The organism is Methylophaga sp., assembly GCF_030651745.1.
Genome location: NZ_JAUSCC010000025.1, coordinates 23,037 through 45,739, shown reverse-complemented (window position 1 = coordinate 45,739; position 22,703 = coordinate 23,037). Strand labels below are relative to the sequence as shown.

General features: G+C 43.8%; 19 protein-coding genes and 2 riboswitches. Of the genes, 4 read left to right on the top strand and 15 right to left on the bottom strand.

Annotation, left to right across the window (positions count from 1 at the left end; genetic code table 11):
* Positions 1-1,102 precede the first annotated feature (1,102 nt).
* Positions 1,103-1,993 carry a pyruvate, water dikinase regulatory protein gene (locus Q7V21_RS02370; protein WP_304915742.1) on the top strand — a complete coding sequence of 297 codons (891 nt, stop codon included), beginning with the start codon at positions 1,103-1,105 and terminating at the stop codon, positions 1,991-1,993.
* A gap of 5 nt (positions 1,994-1,998) precedes the next feature.
* On the top strand, positions 1,999-4,356 hold the full coding sequence (gene ppsA, locus Q7V21_RS02365; protein WP_304915741.1) for a phosphoenolpyruvate synthase: 2,358 nt from the start codon (positions 1,999-2,001) through the stop codon (positions 4,354-4,356).
* Between the two features lie 88 nt (positions 4,357-4,444).
* On the opposite strand, the gene Q7V21_RS02360 is transcribed toward ppsA, so the two are convergent.
* The 15 genes from Q7V21_RS02360 to lepA form a co-directional block, all read right to left on the bottom strand.
* Positions 4,445-5,590 (bottom strand): DNA alkylation repair protein, encoded by a 1,146-nt coding sequence (locus Q7V21_RS02360; protein ID WP_304915740.1) that lies wholly within the window; start codon positions 5,588-5,590, stop codon positions 4,445-4,447.
* 82 nt (positions 5,591-5,672) lie between these two features.
* Positions 5,673-6,395: a choice-of-anchor K domain-containing protein gene (locus Q7V21_RS02355; RefSeq protein WP_304915739.1), complete on the bottom strand. Its 723-nt coding sequence runs from the start codon at positions 6,393-6,395 to the stop codon at positions 5,673-5,675.
* Between the two features lie 18 nt (positions 6,396-6,413).
* A riboswitch (cyclic di-GMP riboswitch) is annotated at positions 6,414-6,492 on the bottom strand.
* Between the two features lie 349 nt (positions 6,493-6,841).
* On the bottom strand, positions 6,842-7,564 hold the full coding sequence (locus Q7V21_RS02350; RefSeq protein ID WP_304915738.1) for a choice-of-anchor K domain-containing protein: 723 nt from the start codon (positions 7,562-7,564) through the stop codon (positions 6,842-6,844).
* Between the two features lie 19 nt (positions 7,565-7,583).
* A riboswitch (cyclic di-GMP riboswitch) is annotated at positions 7,584-7,662 on the bottom strand.
* 80 nt (positions 7,663-7,742) lie between these two features.
* Entirely contained in the window at positions 7,743-9,080 is a 1,338-nt protein-coding gene (rlmD, locus tag Q7V21_RS02345; RefSeq protein ID WP_304915737.1) for a 23S rRNA (uracil(1939)-C(5))-methyltransferase RlmD, read from the bottom strand.
* An 81-nt stretch (positions 9,081-9,161) separates the two neighbouring features.
* The gene (locus tag Q7V21_RS02340) at positions 9,162-9,758 is read right to left on the bottom strand and encodes a YdbL family protein (protein WP_304915736.1); all 597 of its coding nucleotides are present in this window, start codon (positions 9,756-9,758) and stop codon (positions 9,162-9,164) included.
* Between the two features lie 11 nt (positions 9,759-9,769).
* Positions 9,770-11,791: a hypothetical protein gene (locus Q7V21_RS02335; RefSeq protein WP_304915735.1), complete on the bottom strand. Its 2,022-nt coding sequence runs from the start codon at positions 11,789-11,791 to the stop codon at positions 9,770-9,772.
* 47 nt (positions 11,792-11,838) lie between these two features.
* A complete protein-coding gene (gene cysM, locus Q7V21_RS02330; protein WP_304915734.1) occupies positions 11,839-12,726 on the bottom strand; it encodes a cysteine synthase CysM in 888 nt (295 codons plus the stop codon).
* Positions 12,719-13,108 (bottom strand): holo-ACP synthase, encoded by a 390-nt coding sequence (acpS, locus tag Q7V21_RS02325; protein ID WP_304915733.1) that lies wholly within the window; start codon positions 13,106-13,108, stop codon positions 12,719-12,721. Before acpS ends, cysM begins: the two co-directional genes overlap by 8 nt.
* On the bottom strand, positions 13,105-13,836 hold the full coding sequence (gene pdxJ, locus Q7V21_RS02320; protein ID WP_304915732.1) for a pyridoxine 5'-phosphate synthase: 732 nt from the start codon (positions 13,834-13,836) through the stop codon (positions 13,105-13,107). Before pdxJ ends, acpS begins: the two co-directional genes overlap by 4 nt.
* 12 nt (positions 13,837-13,848) lie before the next feature.
* Positions 13,849-14,565 (bottom strand): DNA repair protein RecO, encoded by a 717-nt coding sequence (gene recO / locus Q7V21_RS02315; RefSeq protein WP_304915731.1) that lies wholly within the window; start codon positions 14,563-14,565, stop codon positions 13,849-13,851.
* Between the two features lie 12 nt (positions 14,566-14,577).
* Positions 14,578-15,483 (bottom strand): GTPase Era, encoded by a 906-nt coding sequence (gene era / locus Q7V21_RS02310; protein ID WP_304915730.1) that lies wholly within the window; start codon positions 15,481-15,483, stop codon positions 14,578-14,580.
* Positions 15,480-16,163, bottom strand: a complete 684-nt coding sequence (gene rnc / locus Q7V21_RS02305; RefSeq protein ID WP_304915729.1) for a ribonuclease III — start codon at positions 16,161-16,163, stop codon at positions 15,480-15,482. Before rnc ends, era begins: the two co-directional genes overlap by 4 nt.
* On the bottom strand, positions 16,160-16,540 hold the full coding sequence (locus Q7V21_RS02300; protein ID WP_304915728.1) for a DUF4845 domain-containing protein: 381 nt from the start codon (positions 16,538-16,540) through the stop codon (positions 16,160-16,162). The genes rnc and Q7V21_RS02300 overlap by 4 nt, the downstream gene beginning before the upstream one ends.
* 9 nt (positions 16,541-16,549) lie before the next feature.
* The gene (gene lepB, locus Q7V21_RS02295; RefSeq protein WP_304915727.1) at positions 16,550-17,311 is read right to left on the bottom strand and encodes a signal peptidase I; all 762 of its coding nucleotides are present in this window, start codon (positions 17,309-17,311) and stop codon (positions 16,550-16,552) included.
* 12 nt (positions 17,312-17,323) lie between these two features.
* Complete coding sequence (gene lepA, locus Q7V21_RS02290) at positions 17,324-19,120, bottom strand: translation elongation factor 4 (protein WP_304915726.1); 1,797 nt, start codon at positions 19,118-19,120, stop codon at positions 17,324-17,326.
* 276 nt (positions 19,121-19,396) lie between these two features.
* Between lepA and Q7V21_RS02285 the strand changes: the two genes are divergently transcribed.
* Together Q7V21_RS02285 and Q7V21_RS02280 are read left to right on the top strand one after the other, a co-directional pair.
* Complete coding sequence (locus tag Q7V21_RS02285) at positions 19,397-20,752, top strand: MATE family efflux transporter (RefSeq protein ID WP_304915725.1); 1,356 nt, start codon at positions 19,397-19,399, stop codon at positions 20,750-20,752.
* Between the two features lie 122 nt (positions 20,753-20,874).
* On the top strand, positions 20,875-22,695 hold the full coding sequence (locus Q7V21_RS02280; protein ID WP_304915724.1) for an IucA/IucC family siderophore biosynthesis protein: 1,821 nt from the start codon (positions 20,875-20,877) through the stop codon (positions 22,693-22,695).
* The last annotated feature ends 8 nt before the right edge of the window (positions 22,696-22,703 follow it).

Sequence of the window (22,703 nt, the reverse complement as noted above, 5' to 3'; positions counted from 1 at the left end):
TTTAATCGCGTTCCCGGCCATATCATTGACAACACTGTAGAACAGTATCCTTAGACTGGTATAATTGATGCGCAACTGGTATCTTTATCAGTTAAAAAGAATTAAGTACGAGGTAATCATGTTCAAAAAAATCGATGAATTTTTGATGCAAAAGTTTCCACACATCATCTTACTCTTTACTGTTTTCTGGTTGGGTTTAGTAGCAATCGGATGGTATTTATCCAAGTAATCAATGCGGGTTTAAATAGCCAGAAAAAAATGTAAATCATCGCACGAGTATGATTTGATCCAGATCAATGCCTTCTAGCACTGTCAGCATGATAATCAACAACGGAAACAAAATATTTCCCGCTGTTAAGGAGTTTTATCATGCACAAATTAGAAGAATGGTTAATGGAACACTTCATCGAATTCATTATCGTAATGTCGCTGGCCTGCATTGGACTTGTGGCTTATGGTTTAGTGATGTCCTAAACCCAACATGAAATAAGTTACCAAGCTGGAGTAAATCAGGAGCAAATTTCCCTGCTACTCCGTTAGAAATTTCTAGTTGCTGTTTCGGTATCCCGAAATTGAGTCTGCTTGTATATTCCATAAACGAATAACGAAAAAGATTGTTTCGGGAACCGCTATTTTTTTTCAGTCATCACATAGCCCCAAACCCCATTGCAGAGATTACCCCTAATCGTTAATGTGCTTTTTCTCGGTTTATGGGATGCGGGATAAATGGAGCTTCAAAAACAAAACACTGATCTGCCATACACTATATTTTTGATTAGCAGCATGATTTTCTTCGTTTAAAAGTCATTCACGACTTTGGTCCACACATTCCCAGCACACATTTAAAAAGCTAAATATGCCATTTACACTGCATTATATAGACGAAAATTCTGTTTCCGAACGCCGCCAAAATAACTTTGCCGAGCCTGACCACAACTTAGAATACTTTTTGTTCTATTTCTGCAAGATGAAAGGAAATAACCTCTCACAATTTACAATACAATGAGTTATCTTCGTTTCCTAAGCCAAGCATTCGAACCAGTCGACTTCATGCCCCAACTTTTTGTTGATAAATACAGTCATTTCAGCACATTATTAACAAATGAGCGATAAAACCGAAAACTATAGTCAACAAATTAGAAACGTATTTTTCGTATCAGATCGAACCGGTTTGACGGCCGAATCTTACGGAAAATGTTTATTAGCCCAATTCCCAGATATTGAATTTGAAACGATTACTCTGGCATTTGTCGATAGCAAAGAAAAAGCAGAAGATGCCCGCGATCAAATTAACTCGTTGTGTACAGAATCTGAATTACCACCGCTGGTTTTCAGTACTTTAGTAAATAACGAGGCTCAGCAGATTCTCGAAGATAGTGATGGCCTGGTCATTAGTCTGTTTTATAACTTTATCGGTTCAATGGAAGAATTTCTTGGCATTCAAGCCTCCCAGAAGGTTGGCGTTTCTCGGATATTAATAAGCGATACAACCTATCAAAAACGTTTGGATGCGATTGATTATGCACTGACACATGATGACGGCATTCGTCCTGATCAATACGAAGAAGCAGATGTTATTTTGGTCGGTGTCTCACGTTGTGGTAAAACGCCAACCAGCTTATATTTAGCGATGAATTTCTCGCTTAAAGTGGCTAACTATCCATTGACCGTTGAAGATTTGGAAGCTGAAGAGCTGCCGGAGTATCTGAAGATACATAAACATAAACTTGCTGGCCTGACGATTAAACCTGTGCCGCTGAGCCGCATTCGCCGTCAACGACGTCCTGATAGTAATTATTCCTCTTTGGAGATTTGTCAGGCAGAATTAGATAAAGCGATGATTATGTTTGAGAAAGTTGATATTCCAGTATTTGATACTACGAATACTTCAATTGAAGAAATATCCAGTCGTGTTGTTCGCACTCTGGGGCTTGCGCGTGAGCGCATCCGCGAATCAACCATTACATTTAACAAAACTAAAAATTTAAGGTAGGTGTCATGACCGAATATGTAATTCCACTCGATAAGTTGTGCATGAATGATGTCGGGAGAGTTGGCGGAAAAAATGCTTCTTTAGGCGAAATGTTACAGAATCTAGCACCTTTGGGTGTAGCTGTTCCTAACGGCTTTGCGACTACAGCGGATGCTTACAGAGAGTTTTTACAGCATGACGGACTACAGGACCAAATAAACGATTTATTACGTGAACTGGATGTGGACGACGTTGTTGCACTGCAAAAAGCAGGCAAAACCATCCGCGAGTGGATAATGACCATTCCCTATCCGGAAAAAATGGAAGCAGCCATTGATGAGGCTTATCAAAAGCTGGAACAAGAATATGGCACTTCAACCAGTTGGGCTGTTCGCTCATCGGCAACCGCCGAAGATTTACCGGATGCCTCCTTTGCCGGACAACAAGAAACGTTTCTGAATGTTTCTGGTTTAGACCATATCAAGTTTGCCATCAGGGAAGTTTTTGCGTCACTGTTTAATGACCGTGCAATTGCCTATCGTGATCATCAAGGTTTTGAGCATAGTGAAGTGGCTTTGTCTGCCGGTATTCAGAAGATGGTTCGTTCTGATATTGCTTCTGCCGGTGTCGCTTTCACCTTGGATACTGAAAGTGGTTTCCGTGACGTAGTCTTTATTACAGGCAGTTATGGTCTGGGCGAAATGGTAGTTCAAGGGGCGGTAAACCCTGATGAATTTTATGTACACAAAACAACATTAAGCGCAGATCGTCCTGCGGTATTACGCAGAACATTAGGTCAGAAAGCACTGAAAATGGTTTACTCTGGTGATGCCAAATCACCGGTTAAAACTATTGATGTAGATGCCGAAGAGCGATTACATTTCTGCCTGAATGATGAAGAAGTCGAGTCATTGGCCCGTATGGCGATGATTATCGAAAAACATTACCAAAGACCAATGGATATTGAATGGGCTAAAGACGGCAACGATGGCCAGATTTACATCGTTCAAGCACGCCCGGAAACAGTTGAAAGCCGTAGCATAAATGTTACTGAGCAATTCATTTTAAAAGACAAAGGTGAGTTGTTGGCTAGAGGCCGTGCCATTGGTAGAAAAATTGGCAGTGGCCGGGTTAGACTTTTAACCAGTCTTGATCAAATGGATCAATTTGAAGCTGGTGATGTTTTACTGACTGATATGACCGATCCCGATTGGGAACCTATTATGAAAAAAGCAGCCGCGATTATTACCAATCGTGGTGGACGTACCTGTCACGCAGCCATTATTGCACGTGAATTAGGTATTCCTGCAGTTGTCGGCTGTGGTGATGCCACTGAAAAAGTCGCTGAAGGCATTTCCGCAACGGTTTCCTGTGCAGAAGGTGATGAAGGTTATATTTATCAAGGATTACTGGATTTTGAACACCGTATTCAGTCCTTAGACCAAATGCCTGAATTACCTGTCAAAATCATGATGAATGTCGGTAATCCCGATCGTGCATTCAGCTTTTCGCAACTTCCTAATGATGGGGTTGGCTTGGCTCGACTGGAATTCATCATTAATAACATGATCGGTATTCATCCTAAAGCATTGATGGCTGCAGATGAAATGGATGCTGAAGTACAACAGATTATCCGCGAAAAAACCACCGCTTATGGTGATCCAGTTGAGTTTTATATCAGTCGTATTACTGAGGGTGTTTCTACCATTGCTGCTGCATTCCATCCACATAAAGTTATTGTGCGTATGTCCGATTTTAAATCGAATGAATATGGCAACCTGGTTGGTGGCGCGCAATTTGAACCGCATGAAGAAAACCCGATGATTGGTTTCCGTGGTGCAGCTCGTTACAGTTCACCGGAATTTGAAGCATGCTTTGAACTGGAATGTGAAGCGATTAAACGTGTGCGTGATGTTATGGGTTTAACCAACGTTGAAGTCATGATTCCCTTTGTACGCACCTTGAGTGAAGCTGAATCGGTAATCAAAATTCTGCAAAAGAATGGCCTGGAACGCGGTAAAAATGGCCTGCGTCTAATCATGATGTGCGAATTGCCTTCAAACGCCGTACTCGCCGATCAGTTTTTGGAATTCTTTGATGGGTTCTCAATCGGTTCTAATGACATGACTCAGCTGACATTAGGCTTAGATCGTGATTCAGCCCAAATCGCTAAAGCATTTGATGAACGCGATCCCGCCGTATTAGCGATGCTGGAAATGGCGATTAAGGCTTGTCATAAAGCGGATAAATATGTCGGTATTTGTGGACAAGGCCCATCAGATCACCCTGATTTAGCAGAGTGGTTGCTTGACCGCGGCATCAGCAGTATTTCGTTAAATCCGGATACGGTTGTCAGTACTTGGCAGGCATTAGCTAAACAGTAAAAATTGCTAGCATGCATAGCAAACAAGATGAGCCCTGCGGGGCTCATCTTGTTTCTGGAGTTAGTTAATTGACTTTTTGCCAATTGATTCAGTCAAGCACCAAATCCACTGAGGCTTGACCATAAACCACACCATTGATAAGTAGCTCAATCAGGTGGTTGCCACTGTAATACTGTCGCGTGGTTAGTTTTACAAAACCATGCGACTTATTAAAATCGATACTCTGCCCTGCCGATAATTGAACATTTCTCCATTTATACACTTTAGCAGTACTCCTGCCATTGGCTTTGATATGCCAAACACGATAGTCCACTACCAGTCTTTGAGGATGCCTGGATAAGGAGTGAATTGTGGCTTGTAAATGCACCAGCCCACCTAATTTCACCTGTTGCTGCAGCAAGGTAAAGTCAACGCTGACTGTTGGATTCTGGCTATATCCCAATAACGGAAATACTGCTGGTTCACCCCACTTTATCAAACTGCGGAGTCCATGACGGATGATCCAATTGCGCTGAGGCGTAGCATTTTTTTGCCATGATCTACAAATCTCAATAACCTGTTGAGGGTGATCTTTGCTTATATCATTTAAATTATTAGCCACAGATTTTTGTACATAACGACTGTTGTCATCTTTAAGCAGGTTGAGTAGTTCAAATATGGGCTGCGGATTTTGCTGTAAGGCCTTTAAATGCCCCCCCCAAGGTAACCGTGGACGTATACCCTCTGACGCCAAACGCCTGACATGTTCATCCGCATCATCACACCACTTCAGCATATAGCCATACGTTAATTCAAAATGCGTTTCGATATAGGGTCTGATGGCAAATTCTGCAGTAAACAACGGTGTCAAATGTTTCAATAAATCCAACGCTATTTCAGGTTGCTGCAACCCCTGTTTGCCCGCATAGTCGATTAATGGCCATCCCATAAAACTGTGCCAGCCGTTGTTAATCTCCCTATCTGGCCAGTTTTCAGCAAGCTTTTTAAGCCATTTGGCATTGTATGCATAATCTTCTACCAATACGCCGGATAAAACCGTACTAAGGTGATTTACCCGGTCTTTAAGCGCCATGTGTTCCAATTGATAAACCGACTGTTCTATAAATTCACTAATGGGAAATACAGGCTGATATTGCTTGATTAATTGGCCCAAGCTGGCTATGGAGACAGGATTGATATGATCTTTTAATAAAGGTGCTGTGGTGGAATCAGCAGACGGTTTTATATTGGCCATCTGTACTACTCACTTATTTCAGACATAAAAAAAACCGTGGTACAAAGACCACGGTTTTTTATTGTACGATATCGAGGAATAATTAGGCTTGTGTTTTTGCTCTTCTACGCACCGCCATAAAGCCCATCAAACCAGAACCAAATAACCAGACTGCTGCAGGTAAAGGTACTTCAGATGGCATAGTAGTAAACTGTCCCATCAATCTAGCCGTTATATTTTGGCGTTCTTCAAGGAATAATTGATCAATCAAAGTCAAGTTATTATTTTCGTCGTAGATACCAAAACCTAATAATTCAAAGTAATAATCCGTACCGGCATAGCTGTAGAACTTTGTTGGTACTGAAGTCAGAAGCGTCGCAGTATCACCTTCAGGATTGACAGTATCATTTAATGAAAAGCCAAAGGTAAAGACTTCAGAAAATAATGATGGGGAAGTGAAATTGAATGTTAAAGAAAGGTCTACAGTTTCTGCTCCTGAACCAAAATTAATGATTCCATTATAAAAATTCAGGTAACCGGCAACAAACGTTTGAGCCACATCTGTGTCAAACTCTGCGCCAGTGTAGGTCAATTTACTAGGTTCATATTTGACTGGATTGGTCTCACAAGTACCAAAAGAGCAAGTTTGAACTGACTCTTCAAATCCTTCCCCCCAGGTAAATACATTGGTACCTACTCCAGTGGTTACCATAGCGTCAGGGCCAATAGGGTTTTCAAATGTTCCAGATGTGCTGCCTTGGAAAGTTGCAGCATTAGCTGTCAGAGAAGCAGCCAAAAGTGAAGCAAAAAGTAGCAAATTTTTCATCAATATTCCTTTTCAGAAAAAAGCAACCCGGCTATCTTTCATTCAAGACCCGTGGCTTTCCGTCTCTTGGTTCACACCAAGGTTGGCTGTCATTTGTATTGTTCCAGTTTTCTACTGGAGTAAAGAACGTTAGCTTAGTGATAAAAAACCTTAATGTTGTACCTTGGGTACTTGAGGCTATTTTTCCATCATAGGCCTCATTGCTGGATAGATCATTTGTCACCAAGTTCCCTCTCATCCCTGCACCATAAACAGTCATTGACGAGAGGTTACTCAATTATATTGTTCAATATTAAGATTTGATGACAAATTCAGCAGTGAATAAACATATCGAATTTTTTAGCAATATCGAGTTACGCTAAACTCTTAAAAACCACGCAAAAAAAACCGCGGCTGAAAAGCCACGGTTTTTTTATTATACGGTATCGCGGAATAATGCGAAATAATTAAGCTTGTGTTTTTGCTCTTCTACGAATCGCCATAAAGCCCATCAAACCAGAACCAAACAACCATACTGCTGCAGGTAGAGGTACTTCAGATGGCATTGAAGTAAACTGACCAATCAATTTCGCTGTTATATTTTTGCCTTCTTTCAGGAATAACTGATCAATCAAGGTCAAGTTACCTTTTTTGTCATAGATACCAAAACCTAATAATTCAAAGTAATAGTCCGTACCAGCATAGCTATAGAATTTTGTTGGTACTGAAGTCAAAAGCGTTGTGGTATCACCTTCAGGATTAACGGTGTTATCTAATGCAAAGCCAAAGGTAAAGACTTCAGAAAATAATGATGGGGAAGTGAAATTGAATGTTAAAGAAAGGTCTACACTTTCCGCCTGCGATCCTAAATTGATGATTCCATTATAAAAGTTCAGGTAACCGGCAACAAACGTTTGATCCACATCTGTATTAAAACCTGTACCAGTGTAGGTTAATTTACTAGGATCATGTTTGATATCTTTGGTATTACAGAAGAACAAAAAACAAGATCTAACTGATTCTTCATATCCTTCACCCCAGGTAAATACATTGGTACCTACTCCAGTAGTTACCATACCCGCAGGACCAGTAGGGTTTTCAAATGTTCCAGATGTGCTGCCTTGGAAAGTTGCAGCATTAGCTGTCAGAGAAGCAGCCAAAAGTGAAGCAAAAAGTAGCAAATTTTTCATAAATCTTCCTTTTCAGAAAAAAAGCAACCCGGCTATCTTTCATTCAAGACCCGTGGCTTTCCGTCTCTTGGCTCACACCAAGGTTGGCACTCAGTTAATTAATATTGTCCCGATACCCATCTGGAGCAATGGTGCCAATCTTAGAGGAATAAATTATTAAAACTATTGTACCTTGGTACTAGCTAATAATTTTTTTGAATAAAGCGATAGATTCAACGTGGCTGGTGTGTGGAAACATATCCATAATGCCCGTTTTGACAAGGGTGTAACCATATTGATTGACTAACTCCCCGGCATCACGTGCCAGAGTTGCCGGGTTGCAAGAAACATAGACAATCGTCTCGGCTCCCAGGTCGGCAATTTGACCGAGCACTTCAAAAGCGCCACTTCTCGGTGGATCCAGTAACACTTTAGTGAAACCGGCTTGTGCCCATGGATAATCTTTAAGTTGTGTAGTGGTAAGATCGGCCAATTCAAATACAGCATTATTCAAGCTGTTAATTGTGGCATTACGCTGCGCATGGGCTACCAATGATTTATCACCTTCGACACCAATGACACTGCTGACCCGCTTGGCCAGAGGCAGGGTAAAATTCCCCAGTCCACAGAACAAATCCAGCACTCGATCAGTTTGCTTTAAATCCAGTAACTCAATCGCTTTGGCGATCATTTTATGATTAATACCAGCATTGACCTGAGTAAAATCACCCGGTGCAAACTCCAGTCTGAGCCCTTCTTCTGGGGCATAATGCAATTGCGGTGCTGCCGGCCATAACGGACTGACGGTATCCGGACCACCTGGCTGCTGATAGATCCACAAATCATGCTGTTGACCGTAAGCGATTAATATTTGTGTATCGGACTCACTCAATGGGTCCATATTTCTAAAAACCAACGCCGTATTAGCATCATCCATCGCTACTTCTATCTGTGCGATGCGATTATAGGCTTCCAGACTGGCAATCATTTTGCCCAGTTCTTCAAGACGTAAACCAACTCGAGGGTCCAGCACTTCACATTGAGTAAGTTCAGCCAGATATGGTGTGCCTTTTTCTCTGAAACCAACCAAGACTTTTTCTTTTTTGGTCACATAACGCACGCCCAACCGAGCTTTACGACGATAGCCCCATAATGGTCCTGTTAACGGTGGCAGCCAATGTTCTGGAGTAAGTTGACCAAAATGTGAGAATTGTTCTTTTAAAGTATCCTGCTTCAGGCTTAACTGAGCTTCTGGTGCCATATGCATCAAACTGCAACCACCACAAATACCGAAATGCTGGCATTTAGGTTCGACACGATCTGCTGAAGCTGTTTCAACAGAAATCGTTTTGGCTTCATCATATTTTTTATGCAAGCGGGTATAGAGAAAAGAGATGTTTTCGCCAGCTAACGCACCATCGACAAAAACGGTTTTACCATCAATCCGAGCAATGCCACGACCGTCATGTGAAAAACTTTCGATGGTTGCCTGAACAGCTTCAGTTGGAAGCCGTTGTCTGTGATTACGTCGTGCCATTTATTCAAACCTATAAACTGAAAATACATAAAAAAAGTCCGGCCATGTTTTTGCATGACCGGACTTTCACTAGCTTAAAAATTATTTTTGCTGCCAACCGCCGCCTTGTTGGAACCACCAGCCTTTTGCAGCATTGCTTATCCAGCGTCTGGCAAAGGTTTCCTGAATATCAGATTCCCATTCCGGATGACCGTTGGCGCGGGCAATTTCAGCATATAAAGCTTTACGATCCTGATTTTCTTCAGCAATCAATGTATTCACTGCATTGCGATCTTTGAGCGGTACCGCTGAGGCTTCACGCAAGGTTATCAATCCGTTGCTGGTCAAGCCAATCGCGCCTGTTTGATAAAACGGATGCAACTGTTCATGGCGTTGTTTCATTTTCGCCTGCAGTGCATTAATCGCCGGTGAATTAATATTTAGATTAACTTCTGCTTGTGCCGGTGAGACCAGCCAATTCAAAACTTGCATAGCGATAGGAAGCGTTTGTTTCAGCTCACTGGTGTCTTCCGGAGAAGTCGATTTTGGCTGGGTTTGTACTTCTCTGCCCCAGACATCTTCAATGATCCGATCTGCGGCTTTTTCAGCAGCAGCGGCAGGAAAATAAATATTTATTGTGACGCAGGAAATCAGCATCAAGCCCGCTGTGCTTCCCATTAACCATTTTAATAAACGCATTAGCATTTCCTTTATTGAATGACTGGCCCGTCACTTTGACTGACCGCTTTTAATCTGGCAATTAATTCAGGCCAATCCACTTCTCGGGTATAGCCCACCACATTAATCCATGGCGGTAAACCACCACCTTTGACAATATAGTAACCCTGCTCGCTGGGTTCGACACCATCCATTTGACATACCGAATTCATCAACCGGCAACTTAGACCAATTTTCTGATAGGAAAAATCTTCAAACAAGCCCATAAATCCACGAGATAAAAGTGCCGAAGGTCCACCACCGACTTGCGAAATATTATTCACTGCGCGCTGACTAATTCGTCGCCGCCCGGGCTCTTTTTCCGGTGTCATAAAGACCGCATCAAACTGCACTGGCTCCCAGTTTGATAAACGTAGATTATGTATGCGCCCATCAATTTTGCCGCTTATATTACCAAAATCAAAGGTGCTGGTGAGGGTCTGTAAATCCAGACGACTGATATCGATATTGGCATAGAGCTGCGGCAAACTGCCAAATGGCTGCTGCAAACGTAAATCTCTGATAACGGTAGTACCATCAAATATTTTCAGCAATAACGCGCCATCCACTGTGATGATTTCATCCCGGTAACTGACGTTTGGAATCATGCCGGACAGTTTTCCCTGTAGCTCAGGCCACCCCATTTGGCTACTCAATTGAGACATCGATATCGGACTGAGTAATCCTTGAAACTGCCATTGCATCCCTTGCTCTCCTGCCAGACTTAATTGGAAATTATTTAACGATAATTCACCGTCCAGAATTGGCAGAGCCAGGCTTTCAATAAAACGAATTTGATTCTGACTAACCTCGGCCAGTAATTTCGAGCCACCCAACGGTAAAGACAGAACCGAAGCCGATTGCCAATTTAACGCTATCGGTAAAATAGCTGCCTGATTCGTCCATCCCAACTGTCCTTCCAGATTTTCGATGCTGAACCGCCCCGCCTCATCGATGATACTGACAGATTGCAAATCCATTTTGAATTGATATTGTTCTGGCAGCCATTCTACGTTGGCTTTAATTTGTCCGTTCGTTTGCAAACGACTTAGCGATGAGCCTGGGAAAAAGGGTTGTAACCAACCTTTATAAAGCGAGTCGACATCATCGCTGTTAAACGACAGTTCCATGCTGGTTAATTGCAAAGCTTTACCTTGTAACCGTCCTGCGGCCTGAACAGATTCTCCCTGCTCAAAATTGAAATGGTTTACCTGCCACTGTTGATCGTGTTTAACAAATCGACCTTCACTATGAAGGGTTACAGATTGCTCGGCTAAATCCAGAAAGATTGGCTCAAAATACGCCTGACCTTCATCTATCGTGAGCGTTTGTTGCCAGTTCCAGCTATCGGTATCAGCTTGCAATTGCAGACTAACGTCTGCTGTCAACGACTCACCAACATAACTTCCCGCCGGATCAGAGAAGGCGATATTGCTCAGTTTAGCGTTAACATCAGCCGAATTAAGTTGTTGTTGCAGTCCGTTAAGTCTGGCATCGATATCTGCTTTGGCATTCACATTCCATTGCGCAAGCAAACTCAGTTGCTGCTCTGAGACATAGGCACTGACAAAGTTGATGAGACTCGCTACCTCAATTTGTTGTCCCGTCAGATCGGCTTGCCATTTGCCCTGATGGTAAGTTGCCCGGACATCAAGATGACCTTGCTCGATGCGAATACCATTAAGTGCTATCTGATAATTCTCTTCTTCCGCTCTGGATTGCACTTCAAAACTAATTTGTTGACTGCCCCATTGCGCATGAATGAAGTCAAATTGACCAGCCCGACAATCAAGCTGGCCGGATAGCCAGCGCAAATTATCACAACGCAGTCTGACATTGGACAACTGCCCCAGGGGTTCCACCAAGCGAACTTTGCTGGCACTGGCGGAAACAGCCAATCCTGTAGCCAAGAGGGTAATGTCAACTTGCAGATCAGTGATATCAAGCTGCTCACTTGACCAGAGACCAATCTGAATAGAGATCTGTTCTATAGCACGTACGGAGGTGGTTACCACGAGTAACAAAACCATTAAAACGATTACATTTCTCGTGTTGAATGGCATTAGTCTGCTGGAAACACACCTGTGGAAAGATAGCGATCTCCACGATCACAAATAATGCAGACGATCACCGCATTGCTGATGGTTGCGGATAATCGTAAAGCAGCAGCCACACTACCACCCGATGAAACACCACAGAAAATGCCTTCTTCACTGGCAAGTCGACGCATGGTTTCCTCAGCGACTTCTTGCTCCATATCCAGTGTGATATCGACCCTTTCTGGCTCGAATATTTCCGGTAAATAAGCAGTCGGCCAGCGGCGAATTCCCGGGATTTTCGCGCCATCTACCGGTTGCACACCAACAATCTGCACCCCTGGATTTTGTTCTTTTAAATATCGGGAAACACCCATAATGGTGCCAGTGGTACCCATGGCACTGACAAAATGGGTTACTTCACCTTTTGTATCACGCCAGATTTCCGGTCCAGTGGTTTCATAATGTGCTAATGGATTATCAAAGTTACCAAACTGATTCAGTACCTTGCCTTCTCCCATTGCCTGCATTTGCAAAGCCAAATCACGTGCAGATTCCATCCCATCGGTCAGGATGATTTCAGCACCATAAGCCCGCATTGACGCCCGGCGTTCCAGGCTCATGCTTTCCGGCATAATCAAAATCATTCGATAGCCCAGAATGGCAGCGACCATCGCCAGAGCAATACCGGTATTACCGCTGGTGGCTTCAATCAAAGTATCACCTGGCTGTATATCACCTCGCTGCTGTGCATGACGAATCATGCTGGCAACTGGGCGATCCTTAACTGAACCAGCCGGATTATTACCTTCAAGTTTGGCTAGGATAATATTGCTGGTATTACCGGGCAGGCGCTGTAAACGAACCAGAGGTGTATTGCCAATGAATGATTCTATGGTTGGATACTCAGTCATTGTGGCCTTCCACTAAAATAACATACGCAGTGGCGTAATCACCGTCGTCACTGAGACTGAGCATGGCGGTTTGAATATTTTTTTCAGACAATAATTGCTCTGCATAGTCATGAAATACCAGCTCGGGTTTACCCAGACTGTTATTGCGCACAGCGATATGCTGCAGGCTCAACCCATCACGAAAACCCGTTCCTAAAGCTTTGGCAGTGGCTTCTTTGGCGGCAAAGCGTTTGGCCAGAAAGGCTGCTGGTTGTTTGTTTTTTTGAAACAATTCGAATTCAGTGATATCCAGGATGCGCTGCGCCGCTTTATCGCCGTATTTTGCTAACATTTCAGCTATGCGGGGAATATGCACTAAATCCGTGCCAATACCACTGATCATCCGCGACGGGCTTCCATCATTAATTGTTTCATTTCACGTACCGCAGCCTGAAAGCCGGTAAAAAATGAGCGAGCCACAATGGCATGACCGATATTGAGTTCAACCAACTCTTTAATGGCCGCAATAGGCTGCACATTATGGTAATGCAAGCCATGGCCGGCATTAACCTGCAATCCCAGCGCATGAGCCTGTTCAGCCGCTTTACGGATAATCTTCAATTCTTTTTTGGCTTCTGCAGCTGAACTGGCCTCAGCATAGCGGCCGGTATGCAGTTCAATTACTGGTGCGCCACAGGCAACAGCCGCTTCAATCTGTTTTAATTCGGGATCAATAAATAATGAAACCGTTATTCCAGCTTCTGCTAGGCGGACGCAGGCATCGTGCATACGGGATTGCTGACCGGCAACATCCAATCCACCTTCGGTCGTGAGTTCTTCACGGCGTTCCGGTACCAGACAGCAATCGGCTGGTCGATAATGTTCGGCAATACTGAGCATTTCTTCGGTGACCGCCATTTCAAGGTTCATTTTAGTCTGTAGGATATCCGCCAGCATTCTGACATCGCGATCCTGAATATGCCGACGATCTTCGCGTAAATGCAGCGTAATACTGTCTGCTCCGGCTTGTTCAGCTTCAATAGCCGCCTGAATCGGGTCGGGATAGCGGGTACCGCGAGCCTGTCTTAACGTTGCCACATGATCAATATTGACGCCAAGATAAATCGACATGATGTTCCTTAATTAACTGTTTTTAGTGCCGGCATAACGCTGCATTTCAGCAAACAACTGCCGGCTTTTCAGCGGTTTGCCATCTAAATAGTAATTTATTATTAAACGCATTAACTGCTTTGTTTCAGTCAGGCTAAGCGGATCATTCAGATTTTCCTGATGCAATTGGATCAAACTGGCACCTGAAATAATACGTTTTGTGTCATTTTCTAAACATGGCTGCAAGCCCAGATCTGGCTGATAGTGGTAATGCAGATGCGATTCCACCGCCTCACCCTGACAATCGGTTGTCAGATCCACCCCATAGCCTAATGCTTCTAACAAGCGTTTTTCAAAAAGTCTAAGCACTTGTTCAGCTTGTTCGGATTGTTGTAGCCCCTCTAATGCTTTTTGATAAGCATCAAACACCAAAGGTTCAGGCTGTTGCTGCGTTAATAATCTGACCAGTAATTCATTAATGTACAAGCCACACAGGGTGGCATGGCCCTGCAACCAATAAGGGGCGGTGGTCGTTTCAATTTTACTTAGTGTCAGCAAATCACCTCGACCAAACCAGTTCAACCACAGCGGTTGAAATAATTGCAGTGGATTGGAGTGACGGCGTTTATTTTGTCGCATGCCTCTTGCTACCAGACTTAAGCGACCATAATCTGCGGTAAAAACATCCAGCAGCAAACTGGTTTCCCGATAGGGGCGTTGGTGTAAAACAAATGCCTGGGTGAACTCCACCGGGTTACCTAATCAAATATCGTCGTTGTAGCCCAGACTTCTTAACATACGTTCATTGTCAGACCAGCCTTCGCGAACTTTGACCCATAATTGCAGAAACACTTTGCAGCCAAACAGCTTTTCCATATCTTCACGGGCATCTTGGCCGACCTGCTTGAGCAGCTCGCCTTTTTTACCGATAACGATGGATTTCTGACCACTGCGCTCGACATAAATCACAGCACTGATGCGGAACATGCCGTTATCATCTTCAAACTGTTCAATATCAACCGTCAGTGAGTACGGTAGTTCCTGGCCTAAATGACGGAACAGTTTTTCACGAACCATTTCGGCTGCCAGAAAACGTGAACTGCGATCGGTAAGCTGATCTTCATCAAAAATCATCTCGCCTTCAGGCATTAGTTTATATATCGACTCTTCAAGAGATTCCAGATTGATACCTTTACGCGCTGATAAAGGCACGATATCGGTAAATTTAAACAATGCTGCGAGCTTTTCTACCTGTGGAAACAAAGTCGCTTTATCTTCTAATTTATCAATTTTGTTCATCACCAGAATGACCGGCTTGCTGGTTTCCTGCAGTTTCTTCAGCACTCGCTCGTCTTCGTCAGTCCACTTCATGCCCTCGATAACAAATACGACAACATCGACATCTTCTACCGAAGCGGCAGCAGCACGGTTCATATATCGATTCATCGCCCGTTTGCCATCGCTGTGAATACCTGGCGTATCCACATAGATAAATTGACTTTGCTCAGTGGTTTTAATGCCCAGAATACGGTGCCGGGTGGTTTGTGGTCGGCGAGAGGTAATACAGAGTTTTTGTCCCAATATCCGATTAATCAGAGTGGATTTACCGACATTGGGACGACCTATAATAGCGACATAGCCACTACGGAAAGCTGGTTCTTCATTCATAATTTTGACTCGATTAGCGTCAGGGCACGTTCAGCGGCTTTTTTTTCAGCCTTACGATGACTGCTTCCCTGAGCCACGACTAATTTATTCAATAAACTCACCTGACAGGAGGCCTCAAATACAGGCTGGTTATCGGCGGATTCAATCTCTTTTACACTATAGAGCGGTAATGGTAATTTGCGGCTTTGCAATAATTCCTGCAAACGGGTTTTGGGATCTTTAACCGTTTCGGTCACATCAATAGAATCCAGACGTTCATCATAAAGTCTCAGAATCAATGGCTTGACCACGTCGATACCACTATCCAGAAACAGCGCGCCTAAAATAGCTTCCAACGCATCCGCCAGAATCGACTCACGGCGAAAACCACCACTTTTTAATTCGCCCTGACCGAGAATTAACACTTCGCCTAATTTCAGTTCACGGGCGATTTCTGCCAGTGTTTCACCTTTGACCAGACTGGCCCGCAGCCGGCTCATTTTGCCTTCTTTAGCCTGTGGAAAACGGTTAAATAATTCTTCAGCGATGACAAAGCTTAATATTGCGTCACCCAGATATTCCAGTCGTTCATTGTTCTTCGGGGCGGCACTGCGGTGCGTCAGGGCCTGCAATAAAAGATCGTCGTTATTAAATTGAATGCCAAGTTGCTGGCATAGTTTTTTCTGCTTGATATTGATCATCGAATGGCCGGTTCCACATCCACTTCAGTGACAAAATGTCCGACTAAATCAACATGGGCAATGAACGGTTTCCGCACTTCATAATCAATAACGATTTTAGTGACGTAGGTATTGCTTCTGCCACGGAAGAGTTCGATATTTTCTTTCTTAACGCTGGAAATATAGCCAGTGTTAAAACGACGGCTGAGTAATAACATTACCTGTTCATTGGTGAGTTTATTATTTTTTAATTCGGTTTCCATCGACTTCATGATTTGTAAAACACCGTAGTATTCCTGATACATCGGTACTAATCGCATGGTTAATGTGGCAAAAAAAGCGATGATTGCCAGCACGATTACCCAGCTGATTAACGTCATTCCCTGTTGTTTTTTCATGATGCACCTCTAATTAATAGAACGCCCCACCCTTGACCAGACAATACCACCATCATCCCAATTCCAGCTCATCCAGATGAAGAAGGCTTTACCCACCAGATTTTCTTCCGGCACAGTTCCCCATACACGGCTGTCATTACTGTTATCGCGATTATCGCCCATCACAAAAAAGTGACCTTCCGGAACCGTTATTTCGCCTTCCATCGACATGCGTTGAGGATCCAGCAAAATGTCATGCGAATTATCCGTTAATTGCTCATGCTTAAGTTCAGCCCGCGGTGCGATCATCCCCGCCAACTCCGCCGGTTTCTCACCAGCTTGTTGTTTGATTTCCTGGCCGTTGATAAACAATGTTTTATTGAAATAGCCCACTGTGTCACCAGGCAAACCGATGACCCGTTTAATGTAATCAATCTCAGGTTGTTGCGGATAACGAAATACCATCACATCGCCACGTTCCGGACTACCGGTATTGAGGATTTTAGTGTTAACCACCGGCAGACGAATGCCATAGGAAAACTTGTTCACCAAAATAAAATCACCGATATGCAGGGTCGGTAACATGGATGATGATGGAATACGGAACGGTTCAGCGACAAATGAACGAATCACCAGCACCAATAAAATAATCGGGAAAAATGATTTGGCGTATTCAACCATCGCCGGTTCACTTTCACTGGCAGGACGCTGGCGTGCTAACCAGAAACGATCAACTACCCATATCAGGCCGGTTATCGCGACCAGTAACACCATTATTGCTGGGAAACTCACTTGACGCTCCTTTTATGATTTCTTGGATAACTGCAAAACCGCCAAGAAGGCTTCCTGCGGCACATCCACTTTGCCGATGGATTTCATACGTTTTTTACCGGCTTTTTGTTTTTCTAGCAATTTACGTTTGCGAGAAACGTCGCCCCCGTAACATTTTGCTAACACATTTTTACGCATTGCTTTGACCGTTGAGCGCGCAATAATATGCCCACCAATGGCTGCCTGAATGGCCACATCAAACATTTGACGTGGGATCAATTCCTGCATTTTTTCAACTAATTGACGGCCACGCGACACGCTTTGGTCTTTATGCACAATCATTGATAACGCATCGACTTTTTCACCATTGATTAACACATCAAGCTTAACCAAAGGAGCCGCTTCGAAACGAATAAAGTGATAATCCAGTGACGCATAACCGCGACTGACCGATTTGATGCGATCAAAGAAATCAATGACCACTTCATTCATTGGCAATTCATAACTCAGGGCAACTTGCTTGCCCATATACTGCATGGATTTCTGTACACCGCGCTTTTCGATACACAGGGTAATAACCGCACCAAGATAATCCTGCGGCACCAGCATATCGGCAATAACGATAGGCTCACGAATTTCTTCAACTGAGCCGGCATCCGGTAATGAGGCCGGATTTTCAATCTTAATCACATCACCTTTTTTGGTGACTACTTCAAATACTACGGTTGGTGCTGTGGTGATCAGATCCAGATCGTATTCACGTTCGAGTCGTTCCTGAATGATTTCCATATGCAGCAAGCCGAGGAAACCACAACGGAAACCAAAGCCTAATGCCTGTGAATTTTCCGGTTCAAAAAACAATGAAGAATCGTTTAAGCGCAATTTGCCCAATGCTTCACGAAACGCATCGTAATCATCACTGCTGACCGGGAACACACCGGCATACACCTGTGGTGTAACCGATTTAAAGCCCGGTAACATTTCGGTTGCGCCATGTTGAGCGGTGGTTAAGGTATCACCCACCGGCGCACCATCAATTTCTTTAACACCGGAAATAACATAGCCAACTTCACCGCAGTTCAGTGCGGGACGTTTGCTGCGTTTGGGAGTAAACACACCCACTTCATCAACTTGATATTCCTGTCCGGTAGACATGACTTTGATTTTGTCGCGATTTTTCAGTCTGCCCTGTTTGATCCGAACCAGAGAGATAACCCCGACATAACTGTCAAACCAGGAATCAATAATCAGTGCCTGCAGCGGGCCTTCCGGATCACCTTTGGGTGGTGGAATACGGGCAACCAGCTCTTCTAAAACTTCATCAATACCGATGCCGGTCTTGGCACTGCAGCGAACCGCATCGAGAGCATCAACACCGATAATATCTTCAATTTCCTGAGCAACCCGATCCGGCTCTGCTGCAGGTAAATCAATTTTGTTTAACACCGGTAATACTTCCAGACCGAGATCAATAGCGGTATAACAGTTAGCAACACTTTGTGCTTCAACACCTTGCGCAGCATCAACCACCAGCAATGCGCCTTCACAAGCCGCTAGCGAACGGGAAACTTCATAGGAAAAGTCAACGTGGCCAGGCGTATCGATAAAGTTGAGATGATAGGTTTCGCCATCTTTCGCAGTGTAATCAAGAGAGACACTTTGCGCCTTGATGGTAATGCCCCGCTCTTTTTCGATATCCATCGAATCCAGAACCTGTTGAGACATTTCACGTTCACTCAGGCCGCCACAGATTTGAATAAATCTATCTGCAATGGTGGATTTACCGTGGTCAATATGAGCAATGATTGAGAAGTTTCTAATATTTTTCATTGAGTAGCGATTATGAACGTAGCGGAGGTAGAAATAGGGTGTGGCAAGATGTGTTCAGCTCCATGATTTAGAATGTGTTGCCAACGCGAATCACGCATCGTGCAAATGACCCGGTATTATACGCACTTAACTGAGTTATAACGATAATAAATACTGTGATACTGAATTGATCTGTGGTACTGGTCCGGAAAGTTCACTGTATAAACATTGCTTAATTAATAAGAATCATTAGCATTAATCATTTTCAAGCATTTCATCTTTAACAACGGAAATTCCATGCAGGCTAGCCAAATCGACAATGACGTCCTCACCGGTCCGATTATTTCCACCTTTCTACGCTTTGCTATCCCATCCATTCTGGGTTTACTGGCCATCACAACCGCCAGCATTGTGGACGGAATTTTTATCGGCCAATTTGTCAGTTCAGAAGGCCTGGCCGCGATTACCTTATTGATTCCGTTTTTTACCCTGGTTTTTGCCATAGCGCTGATGTTGTCAATTGGTGGTGCTGTGCGGGCGGGAAGCTATCTCGGACAAAATAAAACCAAAGCCGCTTCTGCGGTTTTCAGTAAATGTCTGATAAGCATTTTCATCGTTGGTCTGTTGTTTATGGGCATTTCATTAACGCTGGATCAACAGATCTTAGCGCTGCTCGGTGCGCCAGAAGAATTAATAATTCTGGTATTACCTTACTTTCATATTATTTGTGTGGTGCTGGTTATTCAGATAACCAGTATGGTGCTTTATTACTTTATCCGGCTGGATAACTGTCAGAAATTGGGCACAGCAGCTCTGATTGCTGGTGCGTTCATCAATATCGGGCTCGATGCACTGTTCATTATTGGACTGGAGATGGGCTTAAGCGGCGCAGCGTGGGCCACATTGATCGCCCAGCTTGTCCAGATGCTGATCCTCTTAACTTATTTTCTCAATAAACAACGGCGCTTAATGCTAATTTTACGACCTGGAAACTGGTCAGAAGTCAGCAGAGTTGCTTATAACGGCCTATCAGAATTTGTTAACGAACTTTCTGGTGGCATGGTTATTTTATTGCTGAACTGGTTGCTAATCATCTATCAAGGGGTCAGTGGTTTAGCAGCATTTGCCGTGATTAATTACCTGATTTTCATCAGCCTGATGATCTATTACGGCATTGCAGACGCGTTGCATTTGTTAATCAGTCAAAACCACGGTGCAGGCAATGCGCGGCGGATCCGCGATTTTGTCACGATTTCCCTAGCCACAGTATTTGTGATCTCAATGTTTTTAGTGAGCATTTTATTGCTTTATCCGCAGTGGTTGATCCAATTGTTCTTACAAGAAGGTGCATTGGAAAGCCAACAGCTCTCCGCTGAATTTATTCAATTAGTTTGGCCCTTGTTTGCAGTAAATGGACTAAATGTCACCTTATCAGTCTATTTGACGGCCATGCAAAAACCATTGCCATCCATGTGCGTCGCTTTGTCACGGGGGTTAATCTTGCCTGTCAGTTTATTGCTGCTGCTCTCTGTATGGCTGCCCGACAAACAATTTCTTATCGCCTTGCCGCTGGCAGAAGCACTGACTTTTATTCTGGCATTGATGCTCTGCTGGCATTTTTCACCCAGCAAAGTTATTAAGAGAAGCAGCTGAACCCGCTCAAAATGTAACAATTGTAAATTTTATTGATAATAATACTCATTTGCATTTAGATAGTAAAACATTCACTCCGCAAACAAGCATACGAAACCTTCAGGTTTCCAGGACATTGTTTTATGAATCTATCTGCCCCTCTCATTGCAGAATCTGCCACCTATAAAGCTTTTGTTAATTGTTACCTCAGTGAAGTTGACTCAGGAAACTGGCATAACGGCAAACACTGGCAACAACAACACAATATGCACGGTCTCGTGCATGGAACCCAGGTTGTAGAACTCGCCATTAGCTGTCCGCCGGTAACCGTGGCCATTGATGTTACCTATTCGTCACTCACCGGCCATCATCAGTTTGGAACCTGCTGGATCCAGCAATCATCACATAATCAGTGGGCTCCGATCAGCCCATTAAATGTATTAATCATGCTGGTAAGGCATATCTTTAATCTGCAATGGCAGAATCATATCGATCAGCCTTGCCAACAGGAAACTGAATTACTCTACCGACTAATTGATAGCTATCAGCAGATGTCACGCTATATAAGCGAACGCTGGAATGATCCATTACTCAATAAAGATCATTTCATCGCCTCCGAACAATCGCTGCTATTCGGACACTGGCATCATCCCACTCCCAAAAGTCGGCAAGGTATCCATAACTGGCAGCAATCCATCTATAGCCCGGAACTGAAAGGTCAGTTTCAGTTGATCTATTACGCTGTCGATCAACAATACGTTGATGAATTTTCGCTGGATCAGGACTCATCACAACAAATCATTCATAACATGCTCGGGGCCGATAAAACCCGTTTTGCTGCTAAATCGCATGAAAGACTGATTCCTCTGCATCCCCTGCAAGCATATTGGTTACAGCATCAACCCGCGATACAGCAAGCTTTTGCGACAGGGATTATTCGTGAACTGGGACCAGCCGGGCTTCATTTTACGCCAACCTCTTCGGTCCGAACCCTTTATAACCCCGATTGCAAATGGATGGCCAAATTCTCCATCCCGGTCAAAATTACCAATTCATTACGAGTAAACCAGACCCACGAATTAAAAGCTGGTGTGATGGTTGCCAAATTGATTCAAAACACTGGATTCAGCGACGAATTCCCACACTTTCAACTGATCAATGATCCGGCTTATATCTCGCTTAATATTCCTGATATGCCACTCTCCGGATTTGAGGTGGTGTTTAGAGAAAATCCCTTTATGACGGGTCAGGATAACGGCATCCACTGTCTGGCGGCCTTGTTGCAGGAACCGCTAACAAATCGTCCTTCCCGTTTGCGTAGTTTGATAGAAGGCCTCGCATTAAGTGAGGGGCGTTCGATAAAAGAAGTCAGTCAGGACTGGTTTTCTCATTATTGGCGTTGTGCGATTGAGCCCTTATTAAATTTATATGAAAAACATGGTATTGCGCTGGAAGCCCATCAGCAGAACAGTCTGCTGGATGTGTCTTCCGGTTATCCATGCCGGTATTTTTATCGGGATAATCAGGGATTTTATTTAAACGAAGTTTATCGCCCTTCCCTGCTAAACCTGTCAGCTGAAATAGCTCAATGTGACGAACTGTTTTATCCGGAATCCACGATTGCCGATCGATTTGGCTATTACCTGTTTCTCAATCAATTAGCAGCTGTTATTCACCGCTTTGGTGCTGATGGTTTGTTGAGTGAAGACTGTCTGGTGGATCTAAGCCGTCATAAATTGCTTTCACTGCAACAACACTTTCATAAAGCGGGTTACCGACTTATCGAGCGCCTGTTAAGCTCGACGATGCTGCCATGTAAGGCCAACTTACTGACCCGGGTTCATGATGTGGATGAACTGACCGCGGATAAAGAACAAGCCGTCTACATCACTATTAACAATCCTTTTTTTACCACTACTCAATCTGTTAAAGATGCCGACCGTTTGTTATCAATCTCCGCCTGAAGTCCTGC

What these genes read in the sequence shown, in the direction of transcription:
- Q7V21_RS02280 (WP_304915724.1), top strand. Translation starts at nt 20,875, where the DNA reads ATGAATCTATCTGCCCCTCTCATTGCAGAATCTGCCACCTATAAAGCT.
- rlmD (WP_304915737.1), bottom strand. Translation starts at nt 9,080, where the DNA reads ATGGCACGACGTAATCACAGACAACGGCTTCCAACTGAAGCTGTTCAG.
- era (WP_304915730.1), bottom strand. Translation starts at nt 15,483, where the DNA reads ATGAATGAAGAACCAGCTTTCCGTAGTGGCTATGTCGCTATTATAGGT.
- Q7V21_RS02355 (WP_304915739.1), bottom strand. Translation starts at nt 6,395, where the DNA reads ATGAAAAATTTGCTACTTTTTGCTTCACTTTTGGCTGCTTCTCTGACA.
- Q7V21_RS02350 (WP_304915738.1), bottom strand. Translation starts at nt 7,564, where the DNA reads ATGAAAAATTTGCTACTTTTTGCTTCACTTTTGGCTGCTTCTCTGACA.
- rnc (WP_304915729.1), bottom strand. Translation starts at nt 16,163, where the DNA reads ATGATCAATATCAAGCAGAAAAAACTATGCCAGCAACTTGGCATTCAA.
- Q7V21_RS02340 (WP_304915736.1), bottom strand. Translation starts at nt 9,758, where the DNA reads ATGCGTTTATTAAAATGGTTAATGGGAAGCACAGCGGGCTTGATGCTG.
- cysM (WP_304915734.1), bottom strand. Translation starts at nt 12,726, where the DNA reads ATGACTGAGTATCCAACCATAGAATCATTCATTGGCAATACACCTCTG.
- Q7V21_RS02300 (WP_304915728.1), bottom strand. Translation starts at nt 16,540, where the DNA reads ATGAAAAAACAACAGGGAATGACGTTAATCAGCTGGGTAATCGTGCTG.
- Q7V21_RS02370 (WP_304915742.1), top strand. Translation starts at nt 1,103, where the DNA reads ATGAGCGATAAAACCGAAAACTATAGTCAACAAATTAGAAACGTATTT.
- ppsA (WP_304915741.1), top strand. Translation starts at nt 1,999, where the DNA reads ATGACCGAATATGTAATTCCACTCGATAAGTTGTGCATGAATGATGTC.
- Q7V21_RS02285 (WP_304915725.1), top strand. Translation starts at nt 19,397, where the DNA reads ATGCAGGCTAGCCAAATCGACAATGACGTCCTCACCGGTCCGATTATT.
- acpS (WP_304915733.1), bottom strand. Translation starts at nt 13,108, where the DNA reads ATGATCAGTGGTATTGGCACGGATTTAGTGCATATTCCCCGCATAGCT.
- Q7V21_RS02360 (WP_304915740.1), bottom strand. Translation starts at nt 5,590, where the DNA reads ATGGCCAATATAAAACCGTCTGCTGATTCCACCACAGCACCTTTATTA.
- lepA (WP_304915726.1), bottom strand. Translation starts at nt 19,120, where the DNA reads ATGAAAAATATTAGAAACTTCTCAATCATTGCTCATATTGACCACGGT.
- pdxJ (WP_304915732.1), bottom strand. Translation starts at nt 13,836, where the DNA reads ATGTCGATTTATCTTGGCGTCAATATTGATCATGTGGCAACGTTAAGA.